Here is a 24297-nt window from a genome sequence, read left to right as displayed (position 1 = left end):
CTTAGGCGCCCTTTGCGACACCGGCCTCGAAAACCCTGTCGCCTTCTATCCAGACGCTCTTGACGTCCAATTCGTCCGACAGCGCAACGATGTCGGCGGCGGTGCCGTTGGCGAAGCGGCCGAGCCGGCGCGATTGGCCGATCGCCTGCGCCGGATAGAGCGAAGCCATGCGCAGCGCCTCCGACAGGTCCAGTCCGACGACGCGGTTGACGAAGCGGACGGCGGCGATCATGTCGAGATCGGCACCGGCCAGCGTCCCATCGGCAAGCCGCAGGCTGCCGTCCCTGCGGTAGATGGCGCGGCCGTTCAGCGTGAATGAGGTCATGCCGGTGCCGATCGTCGCCATGGCGTCGGTGACCAGGAAGATCTTTGCCGGGCCTTGCTTGGCGCGCAGCGCGATGGCCATGGTGGCGGGATCGACATGGATGCCGTCGGCGATGATGCCGGCAAACAATGTGCCGGTATCGATGGCTGCACCCGCCAGACCCGGCTCGCGGTTGCCGATCTGGCTCATGGCGTTGAACAGATGGGTGACCATTGTTGCGCCGGCATCGGCAAACGCGCGCGCCTTGGCATAGCCGGTGTCGGAATGGCCGAGGCTGACGACGATGCCGGCCCCGACCAGCGCTGAAACCCTCGCCGGCTCCACCGATTCCGGTGCTACAGTCGTCAGCAGCACCGGCAGGGTTTTCCGCGCCGCAATCAACATCGCCTGGTCGGCATCCAGCATCGGCCGGATCAGCGCCGGATCGTGCGCGCCCTTGCGGGCGATCGACAGATGCGGGCCTTCGAGATGCAGACCCAAAAAGCCCGGCACCTTCTGCTGCGCGGCCTCGGCCCCGGCGGCAACCGCCGCTGCGGTGATCTCAGGCGTGTCGGTGATCAGCGTCGGCAACAGTGCGGTCGTGCCGAAAGGCGCATGCGCCCGGCAGATGGTCTCGATCGAGGCGACATCGGGGTGGTCGTTGAGCATGACGCCGCCGCCGCCATTGACCTGCAGGTCGACGAAGCCCGGTGCCAGCATGCCGCCGCCGGCTTCGATCCGCTCGACGCCGGACGGAACGGCTCCGGCGGCGACGATGGCCTCGACAAGGCCGTCTCGCACGACAAGGGCAGCGTCGTCGTGCCAGTCGTCGCCGTCAAAAATCCGGGCGCCAGTCAGGGCAAAACGGTCGCTCATATGGTTTCCGTCACCTTGCGCAGATTGGGCGGCGTGTCCGGATCGAGACCGCGATGGCGGGCAAAGGCCTCGACGAAGCCATAGAACGACACGATCAGCGCAAGCGGGTCGGTCAGCGGATGGCCGGTGGCGACATGCGGCAGGTGCTGAGCGCTTGTCGCCTTGTCCGAAGTCACGAAGACCGCCGCGCCCTTGCCCGCTAGGCTGTCTGCGGCCTCTGCGACCGACGGCTCGGAAGCATCGCGGGCGGCGAGCGCCAGCACCGGAAAACCAGGCCCGACCAGCGCCAGCGGGCCATGCATGACTTCGGCTGCACTATAGGCCTCGGCGTGCATGGCGCAGGTCTCCTTGAATTTCAGCGCCGCCTCATTGGCGATCGCCGCGGACGGGCCACGACCGAGGATGAACAGAGAGTTCTGCGTCTCCAGCGCACCGGCCAGCGCCATCCAGTCGCAGGCGATCGCCTTGCGGAAATGCTCCGGCAAACGGGCGAGTGCCGCCAGCAAATTGTCGTCGCCGGTGCTATGCGCCATCAAGGCAAGGCCGGCGACGGCCGAATTGACGAAGGTCTTCGTCGCCGCGACGCTGCGCTCCGGGCCGGCCAGGATGTCGATCGCATAATCGCAGGCCCGCGCCAGCGGCGAATCGGCGGTGTTGATGATGGCGACGGTCAGCGAACCGCCGGCTCTCGCGGCTTGCGCCATGGCGACGATGTCCGGGCTCTTGCCCGACTGCGAGATCGCCAGGCAGGCCGAGCCGCCCAGCCTCAGCCTGGCGCCATAGATCGAAACGATCGACGGGCCGACCGACGCGACGGCAAGGCCGGCGGTCAGTTCCACCGCATACTTCATGAAGGTGGCGGCATGGTCGGAGGAGCCGCGCGCCACGGTGACGACGAAATGCGGATCGCGCTCGCGAATGCCGCGCCCTGCTTCTGTCAGCACCGCTGCCGAGCCGTCGAGCAGGCGCGCGGTGGCCTCCGGGATCTCCTCGATCTCACGCCGCATATGGGTGGTCCCCATTTGGCTGTTTACTGCGCTCATGGCCGGCCCTCTTCGCCCGGCCCGCTCAGCCGGAGCTCGGCGACGAAATCATAGGCGTCGCCCCTGTAGATCGAGCGGGTGAATTCGATCACCTTGCCGCTCGCCAGATAGGAAATACGCTCGATGTGCAGGCCGGCAATGCCTGGCGGCACTTCGAGCAGGCGCGCGTCGTCGTCGCCGAGATTGGCGGCGGAAATGCGCTGCACCGCCCGCACCGGCCGATGGCCGGTGGTTTCCAGCGCCGCGTAGAGCGACGACCCTATTCCCGCCGGGTCGGGCAGCACGCTGGCAGACAGTGCCGCGCGCTCGATCGCCAGCGGCGTGTCGTTGGCAATGCGCAGGCGCGCCACCCGCGCCACCAATTCGTTCGACGACAGGCCGAGCACCATCATCTCGTCCGGCGAGGGCGCATAGAGGCCGCGGTCGAGCCACGCCGAATGCACCGCCATGCCGCGCCGCGCCATGTCCTCGGTGAACGACGTCAGCCGCGACAGCGACTGCTCGACGCGCTCCATCCGCGGCGCGACGAAGGTGCCGGAGCCGTGGCGCTGGACAAGGATGCCGCCCTTGACCAGATCCTGCACCGCCTTGCGCACGGTGACCCGCGAAATGTCGGCCTTGCTGGCGATGTCGCGCTCGGACGGCAGCGCATCGCCCGGCCCGATCAGGCCGCGATTGACGGCATCCTCGATGCTCTTCCTGAGCTGCAGATAGAGCGGTGCGCCGCTTTGCGCCGACTGTTTCAGCATGGCGAAGATCTGGTCGGCGGCTTCGCTCATCGCGTTGCCTCCGCTGCTTTGGCGAAGACACGCACCGCCATCTGCACGGCGCCGCCAAGCGCATCGTCGAGCGGCGGCTTCAGCAGCGCCCGGTAACGCGCCGACAGCCGCGGCGCATAGAGCGGCGCCAGCCCGCCAAGCAGGCAGAGCGGAGCGTCGTCGCCGAGATCGAGCACGCCAAGTGCTGCCTCGACATCGGCGACCGCCTTGTCGAGGATCCAGTTGGCGACGGTGTCGCCCTTTTCGGCATGCTCGAAGACCTTTGGCGCGAAGCCGCCGAAATCGCCGGGTTTTGCGTTGGTGGTGAACTCGACCAGATCCTCGGGATTGTCGCGGAAGATGGCGAGCATGGCCTGCGTCAGCGGCGATCCCTGGCGGATGCCGTCATAGGCGAGCAGCGTCTGCTCGAGCAGGTCGCGGCCGATGCGGGCGCCGCTGCCCTGGTCGCCGACCTGGAATCCCCAGCCGCCGATGGCGCGCGACTTGCCGGCCTTGCGCGCCATATAGGCGGTGCCGGTGCCGAGGATGGCCATGGCGCCGTCACCGGAGCCGACTGCGCCCTCAAGCGCGATCTCGGCGTCGGTCTCGACACGGCTGATGCTGAACGGCAGGATGGCTTCGAGCTGCTGCCTGTAAGTGCCGACATTGGCGCCGGCGAGGCCGAGGACGGCCGGCGTCTGCGGGATCAGTTCGGGGTTTTGTCCGGCGGCGACAAAGGCCTGCCTTGCCGCCTCGACGATGTTGGGTCTGGCGCCGGTGAGATCGGTGCGGATGTTGGCCGCACCGCTCTTGGCGCGGCCGACGACAGTGCCGTCAACTGTTGCAAGAGCCGCCCTGCAGCTGGTGCCGCCGCCATCGATTCCAAGCACGAATTTCACGCGATGTCTCCTCCGGGCGGATAATACCAATAAAATACCAATAGCCAAGGATTAATTTCCGTTTCAAAAAGATTAAGGCGTATTTGATTGAAAAACCTATGCATTTTGTCGGAGCGGCGATTTCAGGGCAGAGAAGTCGCGAATGCGTGTGGACAAGTGGTATTTTTTTGGTATTGTTTTGCGGATTGGAGGGAAAGCGGATGGCGCGAAACGCGCACCGAAGCGCTTCACCAGAATGCCGAGGGGCTGGACATCCAGGCCCCGGACGCCATCCTTTCCTCTTTGGCCAACGCGCAGATCGAGGCCGCCAAGGCGGTGCGCGGCGCCATTCCCGCCATCGCCCAAGCCGCCGAGATCATCGCCAGCCGGTTGAACAGCGGCGGCAAGCTCGCTTACGCAGCAGCCGGCAGCTCGGGCCTGATGGCGCTGGCCGATGCGCTGGAACTGCCGGGCACTTTCGGTATCAAGCGCGACCGCATCGCCATCCTGATCGCCGGCGGCGACGATGCCTTCAAGACGCTGTCCGGCGGGCCGGAGGACGATACCGACGAAGCCTCTGCCGCGGTTGCCGCTGCCGGCATCGCGGAGGGCGACTGCCTGATCGCGGTCTCGGCCAGCGGCTCGACGCCCTATGCGGTCAGGGCGATCGAGGACGCCAAGCGCTGCGGTGCGGCGACCATCGCCATCGCCAACAACAAGGATGCGCCGCTGCTTCGGCTGGCCGACATCGCCATATTGCTCGAAACACCGCCGGAGCTGATCGCCGGCTCGACGCGCATGGGCGCCGGCACCGCCCAGAAGATCGCGCTAAACATGCTGTCGACGCTGGCCGCCATCCATCTTGGCCATGTCCATGACGGCTATATGGTCAATCTCATGGCCGACAACATCAAGCTGCGCGAGCGCGCCGCCCGCATCGTTGCCGCCATCAGCGGACGCGACAGGGACGATGCGGCACGCCTGCTCGAGAACAGCGGCGGCGCCGTCAAGACAGCCATTCTACTCGCCGCCGGCGCCGCCAGCGCCGATGCGGCGCAGAAGATACTGGAAGGCACCGGCCACAAGCTGCGCCCGGCGCTTTCCGCGATCGAGGGGAGCATGGGGCGCAAAACCTCTGTTCTCAAAACCGAACCTGAAAAAGGTCAACAGGGAGACTGAGCATGACAACCAAACTACTGACGGCACTGCTTCTCGGCACCAGCATTCTCGGCTCGGCCGGAATGGCCTATGCCCAGGACGTAACGCTCAACATCGAAAGCTGGCGCGGCGACGACCTTGCCATCTGGAAGGACAAGCTGATCCCGGCTTTTGAGGCCAAGAACCCGGGCATCAAGGTGGTGTTCGCGCCGTCGGCGCCGACCGAATATGACGCGGCACTCGGCGCCAAGCTCGCCGCCGGTTCGGCCGGCGACCTGATCACCTGCCGCCCGTTCGACAAGTCGCTGGAACTGTTCAAGAAGGGCAATCTTGCCGATATCTCGACGTTGCCCGGCATGGAGAATTTTTCCGACGTCGCCAAGGCCGCCTGGCAGACCGACGACGGCAAGGCGACCTTCTGCGTGCCGATGGCTTCGGTCATCCACGGCTTCATCTACAACAAGGACGCCTTCGACCAGCTCGGCATCAAGGTGCCGACCACCAATGAGGAGTTCTACGCCGCGCTCGACAAGATCAAGGCCGACGGCACCTACATCCCGATGGCGATGGGCACCAAGGATCTCTGGGAAGCCGCGACCATGGGCTACCAGAACATCGGCCCGAACTACTGGAAGGGCGAGGAAGGCCGCACCGCGCTGATCAAGGGCGAGCAAAAACTGACCGACCCGCAGTGGGTCGCGCCCTTTGCCGAACTCGCCAAATGGAAGCCCTATCTCGGCGACGGCTTTGAGGCACAGACCTATCCGGACAGCCAGAACCTGTTCACGCTTGGCCGCGCCGCCATCTACCCTGCCGGCTCGTGGGAGATCGCGCTGTTCAACACCCAGGCCCAGTTCAAGATGGGCGCCTTCCCGCCGCCGGTGCAGAAGGCCGGCGACACCTGCTACATCTCCGACCACACCGACATCGGCATGGGCCTCAATGCGGCGTCGAAGAATGCGGATGCGGCCAAGACCTTCCTGACCTGGGTCGCCTCGCCGGATTTCGCCACCATCTACGCCAACGCGCTGCCGGGCTTCTTCAGCCTGAACAACACGCCGGTGAAAATGGAAGACCCGCTGGCCCAGGAATTCGTCTCCTGGCGCGACAAGTGCAAGTCGACGATCCGCTCGACCTACCAGATCCTGGGGCGCGGCACGCCGAACCTCGAGAACGAGACCTGGGTTGAATCGGCCAACGTCATCAACGGCACCGTCACGCCGGAAGCTGCCGCCAAGAAGCTGCAGGACGGCCTCGACAGCTGGTATAAGCCGGCGAAGTAAGAACGAGCGCTATCTCCCCCCTCGAGGGGGAGATGTCGCCGAAGGCGACAGAGGGGGTCGGTGGAGACGGGCCGCAACCTGATCGTTGCCGGAAGGCGCGGTCGAAACGATGGCGCGCTGCCTTGACCGACCCCACCCGCCTCGCTTCGCGAGGCACCCTCCCCTCGAGGGGGAGGGAGGCGCCGCACCCTTTGGCGGCAAGACCTGATCAGCAGAGACCGAACGCATGGCCGCAGCACCGAAACGACCGTTCCGCTGGCATATCGGCGTCTTCCTGGCGCCGGCGGTGCTGGTCTATACGGCGATCATGATCCTGCCGCTGGCCGGCACGCTGCAGCTCTCGCTGTTCCGCAACATCGACCAGTCCCAGGTCTTCGTGGGACTGGCAAACTTCCGCACGCTGTTCGGCGATCCGAACTGGTCCGTGGGCTTCTGGAACGCGCTGAGGAACAATGTCTGGTTCTTCATCATCCACATGCTGGTGCAGAACCCGATCGGCGTGCTTTTGGCCGCACTTCTGTCCAGCCCACGGCTGAGATTCTCCGCCTTCTACCGCACAGCCATCTTCGTGCCGACGATCCTGTCCTTCGTCATCGTCGGCTTCGCCTGGAAGCTGATCCTGTCGCCGCTGTGGGGCGTGGCGCCGAACCTGATGGATCTCGTCGGCCTCAAAAGCCTGTTCACGCCGTGGCTCGGCAAGGAGCAATATGCGCTGACCACGCTCAGCCTGATCTCGGTGTGGCAGTTCGTCGGCATCCCGATGATGCTGATCTATGCCGCGCTGCTGTCGATCCCCGACGAGGTGATCGAAGCCGCCGAATGCGACGGCATCACCGGCATGTCGCAATTCTGGAAGATCAAGCTGCCGCTGATCCTGCCGTCGATCGGCATCATCTCGATCCTCACCTTCGTCGGCAATTTCAACGCCTTCGACCTGATCTACACCGCGCAGGGCGCGCTGGCCGGGCCGAATTATTCGACCGACATTCTCGGCACCTTCCTCTACCGCGCCTTCTTCGGTTTCCAGCTGCAAATCGGCGATCCCAACATGGGCGCGGCGATCGCCACGATGATGTTCCTGATCATCCTTGGCGGCGTCTGCGTCTACCTCTTCCTCGTCCAGACGCGCCTGCGTCGCTACCAGTTCTAGGGGGCGCGATGTCGAGCTTGAACACCCCCCTCTGGCCTGCCGGCCATCTCCCCCTCAAGGGGGGAGATTGGACTGCCGCATCGCTTTCGCTACTTTTCAACGTTGCAAGAGAAGTCGCCAGGCTGAAGCTGCCGATCTCCCCCCTTGAGGGGGAGATGTCCGGCAGGACAGAGGGGGGTGCCTTGGCGCCATCCATTGGAAATGCAGCTCGTCAGGAGACTTTCCAATGAGCACGGCCACCCATTCCCTGCCCCGCACCATCGGCGCCCATGCGGTGCTGTTGACCTACACGGTGATCGCGCTGTTTCCGGTGATCATCGTCATCATGAATTCGTTTAAATCCCGCGCCGGCATCTTCGGCGCGCCGCTGACGCCGCCGACCCCGAAAACCTTCGACCTGATCGGCTACACCACCGTCATCGGCCAGGGCGATTTCATTCACTATTTCCAGAACAGCCTTGTCGTCACCGTCGCCTCGCTGTTCTTCGTGCTGTTGTTCGGCGCGATGGCCGCCTTTGCGCTGTCGGAATACCGCTTTCGCGGCAATTCGCTGATGGGGCTTTATCTCGCCCTCGGCATCATGATCCCGATCCGCCTCGGCACCGTCGCCATCCTGCAATTGATGGTGGCGAGCGGGCTGGTCAACACGCTGACGGCGCTGATCCTGGTTTATACCGCGCAAGGCCTGCCGCTCGCCGTCTTCATCCTGTCGGAATTCATGAAGCAGGTCTCCGACGATCTGAAGAACGCCGGCCGCATCGACGGCCTGTCCGAATACACCATTTTCTTCCGGCTGGTGCTGCCGCTGGTGCGGCCGTCGATGGCGACGGTCGCCGTCTTCACTATGATCCCGATCTGGAACGATCTGTGGTTTCCGCTGATCCTGGCGCCGTCGGAAGAGACCAAGACGGTGACGCTCGGCGCCCAGCTGTTCCTCGGCCAGTTCGTCACCAACTGGAACGCCATCCTGGCGGCGCTGTCGCTGGCGATCATGCCGGTGCTGATCCTCTACGTCATCTTCTCGCGGCAGCTGATCCGCGGCATTACTTCGGGAGCGGTCAAGTGAGCTCGCAAAAACCTCTTCGCGTCGTCGTCGCCGGGCTCGGCAATATGGGCCGCAGCCATGCGCTGGCCTATCATATTAATCCGGGCTTCGAGATCGCCGCACTGGTCAACCGTTCGGACGTGCCGCTGCCGGCCGGGCTTTCCAGCTATGGCATCAGGCGCTCCTTCGACGAGGCGCTGCGCGACGAAAAACCAGATATCGCCTGCATTGCCACCTATTCCGACAGCCATGCCGACTATGCGGTCAAGGCGTTCGAGGCCGGCTGCCATGTCTTTGTCGAAAAGCCGCTGGCGACGACGGTGGCGGATGCCAAACGCGCCGTCGCGGCAGCCAGGGCCAACGGCAGAAAACTGGTGATCGGCTACATCCTGCGCCATCATCCGTCCTGGATCAGGCTGATCGCCGAGGCGCGCAAGCTCGGCGGCCCCTACGTGTTCCGCATGAACCTCAACCAGCAATCCTCAGGCCATAGCTGGGAGACGCACAAGCAGTTGATGCGCACGACGTCGCCGATCGTCGATTGCGGCGTGCACTATCTCGACGTCATGCTGCAGATCACCGACGCCAGGCCGGTCGAGGTGCGCGGCATGGGGCTGAGACTGAGCGACGAGATTGCGCCCACGATGTACAATTACGGCCACCTGCAGGTGCTGTTCGACGATGGCTCGGTCGGCTGGTACGAGGCCGGCTGGGGGCCGATGATCTCGGAGACGGCGTTCTTCGTGAAGGACGTGATATCGCCGAATGGCTGTGTGTCGATCGTCATGAAGGAGGGCGTCAAATCCGACGACATCGACACCCACACCAAGACCTCGACGCTGTGCCTGCACAGCGCGGCGACCGGCGCTGACGGAAAATTCGCCAAGCCGGATGAGATGCTGTCGATGGAGGGCGAGCCCGGCCATCAGGATCTCTGCGACCGCGAACAGGCTTTTCTGCTCAAGGCGATCCGCGAGGATATTGATCTCACCCGCCATATGGACGACGCGGTGAAGTCGCTCGCCGTCTGCCTTGCCGCCGACGAAAGCGTGCGCAGCGGGAAGGCGGTGCAATTGTGATAGGGGAATTTTTGCAAGTAGTGGCGCTCTACGGCGCCCCCCTCTGGCCTGCCGGCCATCTCCCCCTCCAGGGGGGAGATCAGATGTTGGTACTGCCTTCGCTAGCTATCAACGCCGCAAAGTGGCGCGCGGCCTCGAAGCTGCCAATCTCCCCCCTTGAGCAGGGCTGTCCGGGGAAAGTTATTCATAAATGAAGGCCATCTGATTGGGAGAGGCTCGGTCCCTTGGTCGGCTTGGATTGACCGGTGGCGGCTTATCGATGGTGTGCAGTTTCCGCCGCCCGAACAAGTATTGAGCGACCAGTTCTGTGAACCTCAAGATAGGAATAGTGACGCGGCGGGTGCGCGCGACAATGCGCAGCAGCGCAAAGGCGATCATTGCGGCAAAGAGTTGCAGGCGGATTGCATTGCCGTTGTTGCCGAGGAACTTGCGGATCTTGAGGTGCTGCTTGATCCATCGGAACAGAAGCTCGATGTGCCAGCGGCCTTTGTAAAGCCGTCCAATCTCGACGGCAGAGCGCTCCAGATCGTTGGTCAAAAGCGTGATGGTGTCGCCCGTTTCGCGCTGAACGCGCAGGCGACGCAGCCGCATCGGCAGCTTGCAAGCAGCCTTGCTGACCAAGCTTACCTCACTGTCTTCCACAACCAGGAAGCCGTCGCCCTGCGGCTCGGCTATAGGGCGATCACGCAGCAGCGCCAGCCTCATGTTGGATTTGGGCCGCGTCACGAAGATCGATCCGGCTTCGGCGATCGCCGTCCACCAGCCATAATGGCAGTAGCCCTTGTCGAACACGTAGGTCGCTCCAGCTTCGATCGTGATCTGGCGACCGACCTGGGCGTCGTTGACGTTGGCGTCGGTGATGTCGAGGATGCGCGGACAGTCGGTCTTCGGGTCATAGACGACATGCACCTTCATGCCGCGGATGCGCCCGTTCGACTTGGCCCAATCGCACAGTTTGCCGAGCGGAATGGGGGTCGAGTCGATCAGCCGCAGCATCGCTTCGCCCTCGCGCCGCATTTGCCTGTCGAGCAGGTTCGCCACCAGACCGAACGCCTCGGCAAAGATGGCGACCGGACGCCGTCTGTTGGCATCCGACAAGGTCGAACGCATCAACGGACCGCTGCCCAGGTGATAATGATGCTGGCTGTTGGCGTTCCAGCCGGCTTCCAGGCCACGCAAGCTGCTGCTGCCGCAGAACTGGGCATAGATCAGCGCCACCAGATGATCCCAGCTTCTGAACGATTTGTCGTACGCATCCCCGTCGTGGCGATCCACAATTGCTTGGAATTGACGCCGATCGATGGGTTCAAGAAGCTGCCCGAAGATGCTAGGTGCAAAGCGCATGCCCCGTTCCTTTTCTGAGTCTCGACAACCAGAGAAAAGACGGACAAACCCCGTTTTACGGGGCATGCACATGTGGCATTTCGATTCACTCAAAACTTTCCCCGGACAGCCCTGCCCCTTGAGGGGGAGATGCCAAGTTTTGGCAAAGAGGGCAGGACAGAGGGGGGTGCCTTGGCGCCCACATCCCAATCCGGAGGAACAAAGTGGGCGCACTGAACATCGAGAACGTGAAAAAAGCCTTTGGGCCGGTCGAGGTGCTGAAGGGCATCGACCTCGAAGTGACCGATGGCGAGTTCGTCGTCTTCGTCGGCCCCTCCGGCTGCGGAAAATCGACGCTGCTCAGGGTCATCGCCGGGCTGGAGGATTCGACCTCGGGCCGCGTGGTCATCGACGGCGCGGACGTCTCCGCCACCCCGCCGGCCAAGCGCGGCATCGCCATGGTGTTCCAGACCTACGCGCTCTACCCGCATCTGACGGTGAAGAACAATATGGGCCTCGGCCTCAAGCAGGCGGGCACGCCGGCGGCCGAGATCGACCGCCGCATCGGCATCGCCTCCTCGATGCTGTCGCTGGAGCCCTATCTCGCCAGGCGGCCGGCCGAGCTGTCCGGCGGCCAGCGCCAGCGCGTCGCCATCGGCCGCGCCGTGGTGCGCGAGCCCAAGCTTTTCCTGTTCGACGAGCCTTTGTCCAACCTCGATGCCGCACTGCGCGTCAACACCAGGCTCGAGATCGCGCAACTGCATCGCCGGCTGAAGGCGACGATGATCTATGTCACCCACGACCAGGTCGAGGCGATGACGCTGGCCGACAAGATCGTCGTGCTCAATGCCGGCAGGATCGAGCAGATCGGCGGACCGATGGAACTCTACAATGCGCCGGCGAATGAGTTCGTCGCCGGCTTCATCGGCTCGCCGAAAATGAATTTCGTCGACGGCGCCAGGCTTGGCGAAACGGCCAAGACCATCGGCGTCCGGCCCGAGCACCTGACCGTCGACGCGAAATCCGGCGCCTGGAAAGGCACGGTCGTCCATGCCGAGCACCTCGGCGCCGACACCAACCTCTATCTCGACTGCGAGAAGGCCGGGCTGATCACCGTGCGCATTTTCGGTGTCTACAACGCCGAACCTGGCGCCACGCTCTACGCGACGCCGGATCCGGCAAGGACCTATCGGTTTGGGACTGATGGCAAGGTGCTGAAGTAGCTGGTGCCGACTCCCCTTCTCCCCTTGTGGGAGAAGGTGGCCGAGCGAAGCTCGGTCGGATGAGGGGTGTTGGAAGGATTGCTACGCTGAAGGCATAAGCGACTAAAATCCTTCGATGTTTTCCCGCCGCGTTTCTTCCAGCACCCCTCATCCGTCTCGGCGCTGCGCGCCGATCCACCTTCTCCCACAAGGGGAGAAGGAAGAGCGCCTACGCGTCCGCCTTGAACGTCTGCTTCTGCATGCCCAGCCCTTCGATGCCGAGCTCGACGACGTCGCCGGGTTTTAGGAACACCGGCGGCTTCATGCCGAGCCCAACGCCGGGCGGCGTGCCGGTCGAGATGATGTCGCCCGGATGCAGCGACATGAACTGGCTGAGATAGGCGACGAGATAGGCGACGCCATAGACCATGGTCCTGGTCGAGCCGTTCTGCATCGTCTTGCCGTTGACCTTCAGCCACATCGGGATGTTCTGCGGGTCCTGGACCTCGTCCTTGGTCACCAGCCACGGGCCGATCGGCCCGAACGTGTCGCAGGACTTGCCCTTGGTCCACTGGCCCTGGCGCTCGGCCTGGAAGGCGCGCTCGGACACGTCGTGTGCGACGCAGTAGCCGGCGACATAATCCAGCGCCTCGGCCTCGGTGACGTATTTGGCTTTTCTGCCGATGACCACGCCAAGCTCGACTTCCCAGTCGGTCTTGACCGAGCCGCGCGGGATCAGCACGTCGTCGTTTGGCCCGACGATGGCCGAGCTTGCCTTCATGAAGATGATCGGCTCCGGCGGCACGGTGGCGCCGGTCTCGGCGGCGTGGTCGGAATAGTTGAGACCGATGCAGATGAATTTGCCGGTGCCGGCAACGCAGGCGCCGATGCGCGGATTGCCGGAAACCGCCGGCAGCGATTGCGGATCGAGCTTCGACAGTTTTTCGAGCGATGCCGGGTCGAGCGCCTCGCCGGCAATGTCGGTGACATGGGCGGAGAGGTCGCGGATCGTTCCATCCGCATCGAGCAGTCCGGGGCGTTCGCTCCCCGCTTCGCCATAGCGCAGCAGTTTCATTCTTTTTCTCCTGATTGCGGCCCAGGGGCCGTTTGCAGAGTTTTCAAATGGCCTCTTAGATCGACCAGCCACCGTCGATATTATAAGCCTGTCCCGACGTATAGGTGGCTCCAGCCAGATAGACGGCGAGATCGGCGATTTCCTCTGGTGTGCCGAGACGGCCCATCGGCTGGCGGGCGATGAAGGCGGCGCGCGCCGCCTCGTAGTCGCCCTGCGCATGCATGCGGTCCTCCAGCGACGGGCTTTCGACCGTGCCCGGGCAGATGGCGTTGCAGAGTATGCCCTTGCCGACATAGTCGGCGGCGACCGATTTGGTCAGGCCGATGACCGCCGCCTTGGTCAGCCCATAGACGAAGCGGTTGGGCACGCCCTTGGTCGAGCCGGCCAGCGACGCCATGTTGATGATCGAGCCGTCGCCGCGCTCCAGCATGCCGGGCAGCACGGCGCGGATGGTGCGGATCATCGAGCGGACGTTGAGATCCAAAGCGAAATCGAGATCGGCGTCCTTCATCTCGAGGATCGAGCCCGAATGGACGAAGCCGGCGCAGTTGAACAGCACGTCGACGGCGCCGATCTCGGCAAAGGCTTTTTCGACCGCCTCGTCGTTCAGCACGTCGAGCTTGCGGGTTTTGATGCCGGCCGTCTTGCCGAGTTCGGCGAGCAGCACCTCGTTGATGTCGGTGGCATGGACGACGGCGCCCGCCCTGGCGAAAGCCAGCGCGCTCGCCCGGCCGATGCCTTGCGCCGCCGCCGTGACGACAACGATCTTGCCCGCCAGATCCGCCATGATTTTTTCTCCCTCTGTCGCCGCCCGGGCGCTATTCTCCTAGGGGCCGGCAAATGTTTTTTCTCGGTAAAGAACATCTTTTGGCCCGTCAAGTCGGCTTCTTTCTCCCCGTCACTATACGGGGAGAAATGCCCGGCTGTCCGAACCGGATAGATAGGTAACAGAGTAGACCGATTGCATAGGTGACAGTTTTCTTGTCCGCCGGGAGGTACCGGCGATGGTTTGGCGAGAGACTGACATCATGGACGAGCGGTTGAGGTTTATAGTGGATTGCCTTTCGGGAGAGGAGACGATGACGGCTGTTTGCGAGCGGTACGGGATATCGCGCAAGATCGGCTACAAGTGGCTTGGTCGTTACCGGGAGTTCGGCCCGGAAGGTTTGCATGATCTGCCGCGAGCGCCGCTCAATCACGGCCGCGCGACCGCTGCCGATCTGGTTGAGCGGATCGTTGCGCTGAAGGAGGCGCATCCGGCATGGGGGCCCAAGAAGATCATCGGGCGGCTCAAGCGTGAGGCGCCGTCGCACCCGTGGCCGGCGATCTCGACGGCCGGCGAGATTCTGAAGCGCCACGGCCTTGTCGGCCGGCGGCGGGGGCGCTGGAGAGCTGTGGGCAACGGCCCCTGGCCAGATGCGCAAAGGCCGAATGCGGTGTGGACGGGCGACCACAAGGGCTGGTTCCGGACCCGTGACGGGTGGCGCTGCGAACCGTTGACAGTGCTGGATGCGTGGAGCCGCTACCTGTTGGCGCTCGAAGCGACGGGTTCGACGGCAGATGAGGAGGCCTGGCCGGTGTTCGAACGGCTGTTTGAGGAGCATGGTCTGCCGGATCGGTTCAGAAGCGACAATGGTTCACCCTTCGCGTCGGCCGGCGTCACCGGGCTGACGCCGCTTGCGGTGCGCTTCATCAAGCTCGGCATCGCGCTGGAGCGGATCGCGCCCGGCAAGCCTCAGCAGAACGGCTGCCACGAGCGCTTTCACCTGACCATGTTGCCGCTGGCCAAGGCGCCTGAGATCGACAGACAGGCGCAGAGCCAGGCTTTCGACGCCTTCCGTCGCGAGTACAATGAGGAGCGTCCGCATGAGGCGCTCGGCATGGACACGCCGGCCGAATACTACCGCGGTAGCGAGCGGCAAATGCCGGCCAACGTGCCCGAGCCCGACTATCCGGCCGAGGCCGCAGTCAGGCGCGTGCGCAACAATGGCGCGATCAAGTGGCAGGGCGGCGAGATCTATGTCTCGGCCTCGCTTGCCGGCGAGCCGGTCGCCGTCGAAGAAACCGAAACCGGCGAATGGGCCTTACGCTTCTACGCCCACCCGCTCGGCCACATCGATCTCAAGCGAATGCGCCTGGTCCGCCGCAGCGCCTTGCAACCCCGACCAGCCGGCGCTGCGGCGGACACCACTGCGCAGGAGAAGGGGGGAAAACTGTAACCTATGTATCCGGTTCAAACTGTTACCTATCTATCGGCTGGACACCCGGCAGGGCAATGAGGGGCGGCGCCGACGTCGACAATTGCAATCGACACGCTCAGTCGCCGTAGGGCACCCAGACGTTCTTGACCTCGACGGCACGGCGCAGCAACGCATCGCCGGCCGCCTCGGCCGACGTCCAGTCGAGGCTGCGGCCGTTGCCGGTCCAGACACGCTTGAGATTGCCGACGGAGTCGGCTTCGGCCCTGGCGCAGGTCTCGGCATCGGCGAACAGCCAGAGCCCGTCGACATCGTCATGCTTGGCCAGCACGCCGGCGAGCTCGGCGCTGCGGCCGGTGACGATGTTGATGGCGCCGGCCGGGACGTCGGAATATTCGATGATTTGGTAGAGATCGGTGGCAAGCAGCGGATATTTTTCCGACGGCACCGCGACCACCGTGTTGCCCATGGCCAGCGCCGGCGCCACCAGCGAGATCAGGCCGAGCAGCGGCGCATTGTCGGGCGCTATGATGCCGACGACGCCGACCGGCTCGTGCAGCGCCAGCGTGACGGCGCGGGCCGGTGGCTGGTGGACACGGCCTTCGAACTTGTCGGCCAGGCCGGCATAGAGGAACAGCCGCTCGATCGACATCTCGACCTCGTCACGCGCCGTCTTGCCAGTGGCGCCGGTAAGCTCCGTGAGGCGCGCGGCAAATTCATCGGCACGGCCGGACAGGTTTTCGGCCAGATAATACAGCACCTGGCTGCGGTTATAGGCGGTCGCCTCCGGCCAGGCCTTGCAGGCACGCGCAACCGCAACGGCATCGCGAACATCCTTGCGGCTGCCGAGGCCGACCTCGCCGGCAAGCTTGCCCTTGGCAGTGGCTATCGCCAGCGAATAATTGCCGTCCGGCCTGACCTGCTTGCCGCCGATGAACAGCTTTGCCGTGCGATCGATGGCATCGCCTTCCGCCCGCTCGATCGACCGGGCCGGTGCCGGTGCCGGCTTGATGGCCGGGCCGAGCGGCAGTTCTGCCGAAAAATATTCGAGCATGCCCTCGCGCCCGCCTTCCCTGCCAAAACCGCTCTCGCGATAACCGCCGAAGCCGCAGGCGGCGTCGAACATGTTGGTGCCGTTGACCCAGACGACGCCGGCCTTCAATTGCGGCGCGACGTGCAGCGCAAGGTTGACGTTCTCGCTCCACACCGAGGCGGCCAGGCCGTAGCGCGTGTTGTTGGCGAGTTCGATCGCTTCCTCGGTGTTGCGGAAGGTCATGGTCGCCAGCACCGGCCCGAACACCTCCTCCTGCGCCAGGATGTTGGCCGGCGAAACGCCTGTCGCCAGCGTCGGCAAATGGTAATAGCCGGAGGACGGCAGCGCCACGTCCGGCTGCCAGCAGACGGCGCCCTGTTTGGCGCCTGCGGCGACCAGCCCCTTGACGCGATCGAGCTGGGTCGGGTCGACCAGCGGGCCGATATCGGTGTTCTTGTCAAGCGGGCTGCCGACGCGCAGCCGGCTCATCCGCGTCTTGACCTTGGCGATGAAGGCATCAGTGATGCCTTCCTGCACCAAGAGGCGTGAGCCGGCACAGCAGACCTGGCCCTGGTTGAACCAGATGCCGTCGACCAGACCCTCGACGGCGCTGTCGAGGTCGGCGTCCTCGAAGACGACGAAAGCCGACTTGCCGCCAAGCTCCAGCGAGATTTTTTTCCCCGACCCGGCAGTCGCCTTCCTGATGATCTTGCCGACCTCGGACGAGCCGGTGAAGGCGATTTTTTGGACGCCGGGATGATTGACGATTGCCCCACCCGCCTCCGGCCCGCCCTGGACGATGTTGACGACACCTTTCGGTACGCCGGCGCGCTGACAAATCTCGGCGAACAGGATGGCAGTGAGCGGTGTGAATTCGGCCGGCTTCAGCACCACCGTGCAGCCGGCGGCAAGCGCCGGCGCGATCTTCCAGGCCAGCATCAACAGCGGAAAATTCCACGGGATGATCTGGCCGACGACACCGACGCCCTTATGGCCGGGGAAATCCTTATCCAGCGCCTGCGCCCAGCCGGCATGGTGGATGAAATGGCGGATGGCCAGCGGCACGTCGATGTCGCGGCTTTCGCGGATCGGCTTGCCGTTGTCGATCGATTCCAGCACCGCAAACAGCCGCTGGTGGCGCTGCATGGCGCGGCCGATGGCATAGAGCACTTTCGCGCGTTGGTAGCCGGTGGATTCGGCCCATTTCGGCAGCGCTTTTGTCGCGGCCGAAACCGCCGCGTCGATATCGGCAGCTCCGGCATCCGAGATTTTGGCCAGCAATTTTCCCGAAGACGGATCGCTGGTATCAAAAGTCTTGCCGCCGGCGGCTGCCTTCCAGTCGCCGCCGATGAACAGCGCTTTGGAAAAATCACGCGCGGCAAGCCAGGCATCCGCCTCGTTGCGGGCCTCCGGCGCCGGGCCGTAATCCATGGCATGATAGCGTTCGAGAATGTTCATGGGGCGCTCCCAAAAATCACGCCATCGCGTGGCGATGATTGGCCGAATAACGACCGGTCAAATGATGCTCCAGCTGGCGCTCGATGTCGGTCAGAAGGCTCGACGCACCGAAGCGGAACAGGTCCGGCTCCAGCCACCGCCGTCCCAACTCCTCCTTCATCAGCACCAGCCAGTCGAGCGATGCCTTTGCCGTCGAAATGCCGCCGGCCGGCTTGAAGCCGATGAGGGTGCCGGTCTCCTCGAAATAGGCGCGGATGGCGCGCACCATGGCAAGGCCGACCGGCAGCGTCGCGTTGACGCTTTCCTTGCCGGTCGACGTCTTGATGAAATCGGCGCCCGCCATCATCGCCACCATCGACGCCAGCATGACGTTTCGCAGCGTGGCGAGATCGCCGGTGCCGAGGATGACTTTCAGATGCGCCTCGCCGCAGGCGGCGCGCATCGCAACGATTTCGTTATAGAGCTCCTGCCATTTCGCGGCAAAAACCAGGCCGCGCGGAATGACGACGTCGATCTCGTCGGCGCCGTCGCTCACCGAGGCTTCGATCTCCTGCAGCCGCGTCGACAGTGGCGTCAGGCCGTGCGGGAACGCTGTGGAAACGGCGGCGACATGGATGCCGCTGCCGCGTAGCGCATCGACGGCGGTAGCGACGAAGGGATGATAGACGCAGACCGCCGCCGGGCGGATCTTTTCACCTGATATGCCAAGGCCTTCGACGATGTCGCGGCGCAACGGATTGACCGCCTTGGCGCACAGCCGGCGCACGCGCTCGTCGGTGTCGTTCGAGTTCAGCGTCGTCAGGTCCATGCAGGCGACGGCCCGCAGCAGCCAGGCGGCCTGGTTGTCGGCCTTGATCGAGCGCCGCTTGGTCAGGCTGGCGACACGCCGTTCCAGCGCCGAGCGGTTGACGCTGCGCATCGATCCCATGAAGCCGAGATCGAGCCTCATGCCGGGGTTGCGGGCAATGCCGTGCGCTTGCGGCGCCGGCGCATTGGCGGCGCTGCGCGCCGGCAGCGGCGTGATCTTGGAAGGTCCCAACCTGTCGACACCAGGATCGGCTTCGCGAAATGTGCTGCTCATCTCCTGCCCTTTCGTTCGACGATTTGCGACGAAGATAGCCCGTGAAGCAGCGCTTCACGAGTCCTTCAGGCGGTCATAACGGAAAAAGCCTGCCGTGCCATCAGCCGAACAGCGCGGTTCTTCCTTCTCCCCTTGTGGGAGAAGGTGGCCGCGAAGCGGCCGGATGAGGGGTGTTCCAGCTTGGCGCCGCCGCGCTCCGTCCAGCACCCCTCAACCGTCTTGGCGCTGCGCGCCAATCCACCTTCTCCCACAAGGGGAGAAGGAAAGACGCGCGATCACCAATCGAGAAAACTACCCGACAAACGCCCGCTCGACGACGAAGCTGGCTGGATGATGCAGCGAGCCTTCCTCGAAGCCGAGGCTTTCGGCCAGTTCCTTGACATCCCTGAGCATGTGCATCGAGCCGCAGATCATGATGCGGTCGGTCTCGGGATTGAGCTTGTCGATGCCGAGGTCGGCATAGAATTTTCCCGAGCCGATCAGCGCGGTGATGCGGCCCATGCGCTGCGAAATTTCGCGCGTCGTCGAATTGTAGAGCGTGACGCGGCCACTGGTCAGCTCGCCGATCAGCGGGTCGTTCTCCAGCTCTGCAACCAGCTCCTGGCCGTAGGTCAGTTCGGCATTGTCGCGGCAGGTGTGGGTCAGCACGACCTGCTCGAATTTCTCAAAAGTGTCGGGGTCGCGCAGCAGGCTGGCGAAGGGCGCGATGCCGGTGCCGGTCGAGATCATGAACAGGCGCTTGGCCGGAGTCAGCGCGTCGACCACCAGCGTGCCGGTCGATTTCTGCCGCATGATGACGGTGTCGCCAATCTCGATTTTTTGCAGCTGCGAGGTCAGCGGGCCGTCCGGCACCTTGATCGAAAAAAATTCCAGCTCGTCGTCCCAGGCCGGGCTGGCGATCGAATAGGCGCGGAACACCGGCTTCTCGGCATTGGGCAGGCCGATCATGACGAACTCGCCGGAGCGGAAGCGCAGCGACTGCGGCCGGGTGATGCGGAACGAAAACAGCCGGTCGGTATAGTGCTTCACCGAGACGACGGTTTCGGCATAGACATTGGCCGGAATCGGGAACTGCAGCGGCCGGGCGCCGGCGGTGTTGAGCGCGGATGTGGTGTTCATCAAATCTAACCTTCTGGCCAACCCGAGGGCGCTGGCACCAAATTCTCTGCTGCGCGCCCGAACCGATCAGGTTCCAGCGTGCCGTTCGCCCACGACGAAGCGGTAAGCTCTTGTCTCCGGAATTTATTAGTATACAAATGATATTTGCGTCAAGATGCTAGGCTGAAACACCTTTCCAAACTGAGACATATCTGTAGTCCTGACATTTCGGGTTTCGACAATGGAAGAGAATTTTTCGGCGCAGACGCTGGATTCCTCGGGCAGCGTCGTCGCCGGCATCGATGTCGGCGGAACCTTTACCGACCTGCTCCTGATCGACGGGCGTGACAGTGGCAAGGTTCATATCGCCAAGACCCCGACCACCATCGACAACCAGGCTTTTGGGGTCGTTTCGGCGCTCGACGCCACCGGTTTTCCCATCCGCGGCATCGACCTCATCGTGCACGGCACCACCACCACCACCAACGCAGTGCTCGAGCGCCGGCTGGCCAAGACCGGCATGATCACCACGCGCGGCTTTCGCGACGTCATCGAGCTGGGCCGGCGGACGCGGCCGCAGGCCTATGGCATGACCGGCAGCTTCGTTCCGATCATTCCGCGCAATCTGCGGCTTGAAGTATCGGAGCGCGTCGAAGCCTCGGGCGCGGTGCGCACCCCGCTCGATGAAGCCGAAATGCGCGCGGCGATCTCGCAGCTGATCGCGGCCGGCTGCGAATCCCTCGTCATCCATTTTTTGCATTCCTACGCCAATCCGGCGCATGAGCGGCGCGCCGCCGACATCGCCGCCGCGCTTTGGCCGAACGGCTATATCACCACGGGCCATGCGCTGCTGTCGGAAGCGCGCGAATTCGAGCGCGGAGTCACCGCTTCGGTCAACGCCTCGGTGCAGCCGATCCTCGAGCGCTATGTCGAGCGGCTGCGCAAGGAATTGGGGTCCAAAGGCTACGCCCGCGACTTCCTGATCATGAACGGCAATGGCGGCATGATCTCGGCCCGGTTTGTCACCCGAGAATCGGCCAAGACCGTCATGTCCGGCCCGGCCTCCGGCGTCATCGCCGCCGCCTATACCGGAAAACGCGCCGGCTTCGAAAACCTGGTCACCTACGACATGGGCGGCACCTCGACCGACGTGGCGCTGATCCGCAATGCCGAACCGGCTGTGTCGAACGAGATCGAGATCGAATATGCGATGCCGATCCATGTGCCGATGGTGGCGGTGCACACCGTCGGCGCCGGTGGCGGCTCGATCGCTCGCGTCGACGCGGCCGGTCTGATCCAGATCGGCCCGGAAAGCGCCGGCGCCAATCCCGGCCCGATCTGCTATGGACGCGGCGGCGTTGAACCAACCATCACCGATGCCAATCTAGTGCTCGGCCGGCTGGCGCCGAAAAAGCTGCTCGCCGTCGAAAACCCGGTCACCGTCGAACACGTCACCGGCATTTTTGAGGACAGGATCGGCCGCCCCACCGGCCTGTCCGGCGTCGAGGCGGCGGGCGCGGTGCTGCGGCTCGGCAACATCAAGATGGCCGGCGCCATCCGCATGGTCTCGGTGTCGCGTGGCCACGACCCGCGCGATTTCGCCCTGTTCGCCTTCGGCGGCGCCGGGCCGCTGCATGCCACCGCACTGGCGCGCGAACTTGGCCTGCCAAAAGTGCTGGTGCCGGCGCGGCCTGGCATCACCAATGCGCTCGGCTGCGTCGTCGCCGATCTCAGGCACGATTTCGTCAACACCGTCAACCAGCCGGTGGCGGGACTCGATGAAACCCGGCTTCACGCGATATTGGAACGGCACCGAAACGAAGGCGAGGAGCTGATCGGCAAGGAAGCGGTGAAACCGCAGACGATCCGCGTCACCCATTCCGCCGACATGCAGTTCGTCGGCCAGACCCATATCATCAACGTGCCGCTGCCGTCGTCCGCGGTGACGCGCGAGATCCTGCAGCAGCTGTTCGAAAAGGCCTATTTCGCCCGCTTCAAGGTCGAGCTGCCGGAAATCCGCGCCAATCTGGTCAACCTCAACACCTCGATCACCGGCGTGCGGCCGGCAATCGATCTTTCGCGGCTGATCGACCCGGCTGGCCGCGCCAAAACGCTCGATGACGCCCGCCGCGAAATCCGGCCGGTCTGGTACGGCGGACGCTGGCACGACACGCCGGTCTATAGCAGGGAAAAGCTGCCGCTCGACGCCATCGTTGAAGGGCCGGCGATCTTCGAACAGATGGACGCCACCACAGTGCTCGAGCCCGGCGACCGGGCGCGCTCGGACGCCGACGGCAACATCATCATCGACATCGGTGAGGCCTGAGATGCAAAAGCTCGACGCCATTACGCTTTCGGTCATCCAGGCGGCGCTGCAGCAGGTCTGCGACGAGATGGACCTGACGTTTTCGCGCGCTGCCTTCTCGCCGGTCATTGCCGAGGCCAATGACCGCTCCGACGGCATCTATTCGGCCGTCGATGGATCGCTGATCGCGCAGGGCAGCCAAGGCCTGCCGGTATTCGTCGGCGTCATGCAGTATTCGACCAGAACGGTGATCGAGATGATCGCCGACGGTCGCTGCTTGCCGCCCGAGCCAGGCGATATCTACATCGTCAACGACCCCTATCTCGGCGGCACTCACCTGATGGACGTACGCTTCGCCATGCCGGTCTACAGGGAAGAAAAAATCTTCTGCTGGCTGTCGAACACCGGCCACTGGCCGGATATCGGCGGTTCGGTGCCGGGTGGCTTTTCCGCCTCGGCGACGGCGGTCGAGCAGGAGGGCCTGCGGTTGCCGCCGGTAAAACTGTTCAAGCAGGGCGTACTCGATCGCGAGATCTACGCCATCATCTGTTCGAACATCAGGGTTGCCGACCAGCGCATCGGCGATATCCGCGCGCAGGCGGCGGCACTGCTGATCGGCCAGGACCGGCTCAACGGAATCCTGGATCGTTACGGAGATGAAACAGTCGTCGAGGCGATCGCCGAACTGCGTCGCCGCGCCGCCGAGCAGATGCGCGCCAACATATCGGCCATTCCCGACGGCATCTATCGCTCCAGGGCCTTCGTCGATTCCGACGGGGTGGTCAACGAGCCGCTGACCATCGCGCTTGCGGTGGAGAAACAGGGCGACACGCTCACTTTCGATTTTTCCGGCTCGTCAAAACCCTGCGCCGGGCCGATGAACAGCGTTCTGGCGACGACCTTGTCCTCGGTCTACCTCGCCATGCGCCATATTTTCCCTGACGTGCCGATCAGTGCCGGCGCCTTCGAGCCGCTGATCGTCAAGCGGCCGGAAGGCACTTTCCTCGACGCCAAATATCCGCGCCCGGTATCGGGCTGCGCGGCCGAGGTTTCGCAGCGCATCGCCGAGGCGGTGTTCGCGGCGATGGTGCAGGCGCTGCCGGACAAGGTGACGGCGGCGCCGGCCGGCTCCAGCGGCAATTTCGCCCTCGGCGGCAACGATCCGGCCCGCGGCCGCGATTACGTCATGTACCAGATCTCCGGCGGCGGCTATGGCGGCAACGCCGATCATGACGGCCTGAGCAATGGCTGCTCGACCATCGGCATTTCCAAATCGCCGCCGGTCGAGATCATGGAGCAGGCGTTTCCGGTGCTCTACCGTCATTACGCCTTGCGCGAAGGCTCGGGCGGCGCCGGCAGGCATCGCGGCGGTTTTGGCCTCGCCTATGAGGTCGAGATCCTGCGCGGCGACGCCCGCGCCTCCTTCGTCATGGACCACGGCCGTTTCGGCCCGCAGGGCGCGCTCGGCGGCAGCGACGGCGCGGTCAACACGGTGACCGTTTTTCGCGACGGCAGTGAACATGTGCCGCCGCACCTCTCCAAGGAGCAGGACATCGCGCTGAAGGCCGGCGACTGCGTGCGCGTCGGCACGCCGGGCGGCGGCGGCTATGGCGACCCCCTGCAGCGCGACCCGGAACTGGTGCTGCGGGATGTCAGGCTGGGGTACTATACGCCCGAGCAGGCCAGCGAGAAATTTGGCGTCGTTTTTTCCGCCGACGGGTCGGCAATCGACCGAGCCGCAACCGAGCGGGCACGAGCAGCCGGCTGACCGCCGAAGAGCGTCTTTCTCCCCGTCACTATACGGGGAGAAATGCCCGGCAGGGCAATGAGGGGCAGCGCCGACTTCGACAATTGGCGGCACCGACATCGACAATTGGTGAAGAAGCATCATGCCCGAAGGGCAATACCCTTTCTACAATAGCATCGTCGGGCTCGGCGCGACGATGGGTC

At 64.2% G+C, this 24297-nt stretch carries 20 protein-coding genes; 9 read left to right on the top strand and 11 right to left on the bottom strand.

The annotated features are described in order from the left end of the window. Position 1: 1 nt before the first annotated feature. Genes nagA through JG739_RS02870 form a run of 4 tightly spaced genes read right to left on the bottom strand, consistent with a single transcriptional unit; the run spans position 2 to position 3880 of the window. Complete coding sequence (nagA, locus tag JG739_RS02885; protein WP_202365159.1) at positions 2 to 1180, bottom strand: N-acetylglucosamine-6-phosphate deacetylase; 1179 nt, start codon at positions 1178 to 1180, stop codon at positions 2 to 4. Further along, entirely contained in the window at positions 1177 to 2187 is a 1011-nt protein-coding gene (locus tag JG739_RS02880; RefSeq protein ID WP_202367315.1) for an SIS domain-containing protein, read from the bottom strand. The genes nagA and JG739_RS02880 overlap by 4 nt, the downstream gene beginning before the upstream one ends. Before the next feature lie 32 nt (positions 2188 to 2219). Next, entirely contained in the window at positions 2220 to 3002 is a 783-nt protein-coding gene (locus JG739_RS02875) for a GntR family transcriptional regulator (RefSeq protein WP_202365158.1), read from the bottom strand. Then, positions 2999 to 3880: an N-acetylglucosamine kinase gene (locus JG739_RS02870; RefSeq protein WP_202365157.1), complete on the bottom strand. Its 882-nt coding sequence runs from the start codon at positions 3878 to 3880 to the stop codon at positions 2999 to 3001. The genes JG739_RS02875 and JG739_RS02870 overlap by 4 nt, the downstream gene beginning before the upstream one ends. Positions 3881 to 4036: 156 nt before the next feature. Here JG739_RS02870 and JG739_RS02865 point away from each other — a divergent pair, with 156 nt between their 5' ends. The 5 genes from JG739_RS02865 (at position 4037) to JG739_RS02845 (ending at position 9574) form a co-directional block, all read left to right on the top strand. Then, the gene (locus tag JG739_RS02865; protein WP_202365156.1) at positions 4037 to 5038 is read left to right on the top strand and encodes an N-acetylmuramic acid 6-phosphate etherase; all 1002 of its coding nucleotides are present in this window, start codon (positions 4037 to 4039) and stop codon (positions 5036 to 5038) included. 2 nt (positions 5039 to 5040) lie between these two features. After that, positions 5041 to 6300: an ABC transporter substrate-binding protein gene (locus tag JG739_RS02860; protein WP_202365155.1), complete on the top strand. Its 1260-nt coding sequence runs from the start codon at positions 5041 to 5043 to the stop codon at positions 6298 to 6300. A 226-nt stretch (positions 6301 to 6526) separates the two neighbouring features. Next, positions 6527 to 7450, top strand: coding sequence for a carbohydrate ABC transporter permease (locus tag JG739_RS02855; RefSeq protein WP_202365154.1), 924 nt, complete (start codon positions 6527 to 6529; stop codon positions 7448 to 7450). A gap of 226 nt (positions 7451 to 7676) precedes the next feature. Next, positions 7677 to 8516 (top strand): carbohydrate ABC transporter permease, encoded by an 840-nt coding sequence (locus tag JG739_RS02850; RefSeq protein ID WP_023801468.1) that lies wholly within the window; start codon positions 7677 to 7679, stop codon positions 8514 to 8516. After that, positions 8513 to 9574 (top strand): Gfo/Idh/MocA family protein, encoded by a 1062-nt coding sequence (locus JG739_RS02845; protein WP_202365153.1) that lies wholly within the window; start codon positions 8513 to 8515, stop codon positions 9572 to 9574. Before JG739_RS02850 ends, JG739_RS02845 begins: the two co-directional genes overlap by 4 nt. A 180-nt stretch (positions 9575 to 9754) precedes the next feature. Here the strand turns inward: JG739_RS02845 and JG739_RS02840 are convergent, their stop codons facing one another. Continuing rightward, on the bottom strand, positions 9755 to 10918 hold the full coding sequence (locus tag JG739_RS02840) for an IS4 family transposase (RefSeq protein WP_202362951.1): 1164 nt from the start codon (positions 10916 to 10918) through the stop codon (positions 9755 to 9757). Positions 10919 to 11121: 203 nt separating this feature from the next. Between JG739_RS02840 and JG739_RS02835 the strand changes: the two genes are divergently transcribed. Then, on the top strand, positions 11122 to 12120 hold the full coding sequence (locus tag JG739_RS02835; RefSeq protein WP_202365152.1) for an ABC transporter ATP-binding protein: 999 nt from the start codon (positions 11122 to 11124) through the stop codon (positions 12118 to 12120). A gap of 208 nt (positions 12121 to 12328) precedes the next feature. On the opposite strand, the gene JG739_RS02830 is transcribed toward JG739_RS02835, so the two are convergent. Then, positions 12329 to 13174 carry a fumarylacetoacetate hydrolase family protein gene (locus JG739_RS02830; RefSeq protein ID WP_202365151.1) on the bottom strand — a complete coding sequence of 282 codons (846 nt, stop codon included), beginning with the start codon at positions 13172 to 13174 and terminating at the stop codon, positions 12329 to 12331. Between the two features lie 55 nt (positions 13175 to 13229). Next, complete coding sequence (locus tag JG739_RS02825; RefSeq protein WP_446720532.1) at positions 13230 to 13961, bottom strand: SDR family oxidoreductase; 732 nt, start codon at positions 13959 to 13961, stop codon at positions 13230 to 13232. 217 nt (positions 13962 to 14178) lie between these two features. Between JG739_RS02825 and JG739_RS02820 the strand changes: the two genes are divergently transcribed. Further along, positions 14179 to 15393 (top strand): integrase core domain-containing protein, encoded by a 1215-nt coding sequence (locus tag JG739_RS02820; RefSeq protein ID WP_202362542.1) that lies wholly within the window; start codon positions 14179 to 14181, stop codon positions 15391 to 15393. Between the two features lie 97 nt (positions 15394 to 15490). On the opposite strand, the gene JG739_RS02815 is transcribed toward JG739_RS02820, so the two are convergent. The 4 genes from JG739_RS02815 to JG739_RS02800 all read right to left on the bottom strand — a co-directional run bounded on the left by JG739_RS02815 (position 15491) and on the right by JG739_RS02800 (position 20063). Further along, positions 15491 to 17863 carry an aldehyde dehydrogenase family protein gene (locus JG739_RS02815; RefSeq protein ID WP_202365150.1) on the bottom strand — a complete coding sequence of 791 codons (2373 nt, stop codon included), beginning with the start codon at positions 17861 to 17863 and terminating at the stop codon, positions 15491 to 15493. 16 nt (positions 17864 to 17879) lie between these two features. Further along, the gene (gene deoC, locus JG739_RS02810; protein ID WP_202365149.1) at positions 17880 to 18944 is read right to left on the bottom strand and encodes a deoxyribose-phosphate aldolase; all 1065 of its coding nucleotides are present in this window, start codon (positions 18942 to 18944) and stop codon (positions 17880 to 17882) included. Between the two features lie 65 nt (positions 18945 to 19009). Beyond that, positions 19010 to 19180, bottom strand: a complete 171-nt coding sequence (locus JG739_RS02805; RefSeq protein ID WP_202365148.1) for a hypothetical protein — start codon at positions 19178 to 19180, stop codon at positions 19010 to 19012. 55 nt (positions 19181 to 19235) lie between these two features. Continuing rightward, positions 19236 to 20063: a ferredoxin--NADP reductase gene (locus JG739_RS02800; protein ID WP_202365147.1), complete on the bottom strand. Its 828-nt coding sequence runs from the start codon at positions 20061 to 20063 to the stop codon at positions 19236 to 19238. 220 nt (positions 20064 to 20283) lie between these two features. On the opposite strand from JG739_RS02800, the gene JG739_RS02795 reads away from it, so the two are divergent. Both JG739_RS02795 and JG739_RS02790 read left to right on the top strand, forming a co-directional pair. Further along, the gene (locus JG739_RS02795) at positions 20284 to 22368 is read left to right on the top strand and encodes a hydantoinase/oxoprolinase family protein (protein ID WP_202365146.1); all 2085 of its coding nucleotides are present in this window, start codon (positions 20284 to 20286) and stop codon (positions 22366 to 22368) included. 1 nt (position 22369) lies between these two features. Beyond that, positions 22370 to 24115, top strand: coding sequence for a hydantoinase B/oxoprolinase family protein (locus JG739_RS02790; protein WP_202365145.1), 1746 nt, complete (start codon positions 22370 to 22372; stop codon positions 24113 to 24115). Positions 24116 to 24297 lie beyond the last annotated feature (182 nt).

Source organism: Mesorhizobium sp. L-2-11, assembly GCF_016756595.1.
Lineage (GTDB): Bacteria > Pseudomonadota > Alphaproteobacteria > Rhizobiales > Rhizobiaceae > Mesorhizobium.
Note: the sequence above shows the minus strand (reverse complement) of the source record. Positions and strands in the feature narration are given on the sequence as shown.

What these genes read in the sequence shown, in the direction of transcription:
- nagA (WP_202365159.1), bottom strand. Translation starts at nt 1,180, where the DNA reads ATGAGCGACCGTTTTGCCCTGACTGGCGCCCGGATTTTTGACGGCGAC.
- JG739_RS02880 (WP_202367315.1), bottom strand. Translation starts at nt 2,187, where the DNA reads ATGCGGCGTGAGATCGAGGAGATCCCGGAGGCCACCGCGCGCCTGCTC.
- JG739_RS02875 (WP_202365158.1), bottom strand. Translation starts at nt 3,002, where the DNA reads ATGAGCGAAGCCGCCGACCAGATCTTCGCCATGCTGAAACAGTCGGCG.
- JG739_RS02860 (WP_202365155.1), top strand. Translation starts at nt 5,041, where the DNA reads ATGACAACCAAACTACTGACGGCACTGCTTCTCGGCACCAGCATTCTC.
- JG739_RS02855 (WP_202365154.1), top strand. Translation starts at nt 6,527, where the DNA reads ATGGCCGCAGCACCGAAACGACCGTTCCGCTGGCATATCGGCGTCTTC.
- JG739_RS02850 (WP_023801468.1), top strand. Translation starts at nt 7,677, where the DNA reads ATGAGCACGGCCACCCATTCCCTGCCCCGCACCATCGGCGCCCATGCG.
- JG739_RS02840 (WP_202362951.1), bottom strand. Translation starts at nt 10,918, where the DNA reads ATGCGCTTTGCACCTAGCATCTTCGGGCAGCTTCTTGAACCCATCGAT.
- JG739_RS02830 (WP_202365151.1), bottom strand. Translation starts at nt 13,174, where the DNA reads ATGAAACTGCTGCGCTATGGCGAAGCGGGGAGCGAACGCCCCGGACTG.
- JG739_RS02825 (WP_446720532.1), bottom strand. Translation starts at nt 13,961, where the DNA reads ATGGCGGATCTGGCGGGCAAGATCGTTGTCGTCACGGCGGCGGCGCAA.
- JG739_RS02820 (WP_202362542.1), top strand. Translation starts at nt 14,179, where the DNA reads ATGGTTTGGCGAGAGACTGACATCATGGACGAGCGGTTGAGGTTTATA.
- JG739_RS02815 (WP_202365150.1), bottom strand. Translation starts at nt 17,863, where the DNA reads ATGAACATTCTCGAACGCTATCATGCCATGGATTACGGCCCGGCGCCG.
- deoC (WP_202365149.1), bottom strand. Translation starts at nt 18,944, where the DNA reads ATGAGCAGCACATTTCGCGAAGCCGATCCTGGTGTCGACAGGTTGGGA.
- JG739_RS02800 (WP_202365147.1), bottom strand. Translation starts at nt 20,063, where the DNA reads ATGAACACCACATCCGCGCTCAACACCGCCGGCGCCCGGCCGCTGCAG.
- JG739_RS02795 (WP_202365146.1), top strand. Translation starts at nt 20,284, where the DNA reads ATGGAAGAGAATTTTTCGGCGCAGACGCTGGATTCCTCGGGCAGCGTC.
- JG739_RS02790 (WP_202365145.1), top strand. Translation starts at nt 22,370, where the DNA reads ATGCAAAAGCTCGACGCCATTACGCTTTCGGTCATCCAGGCGGCGCTG.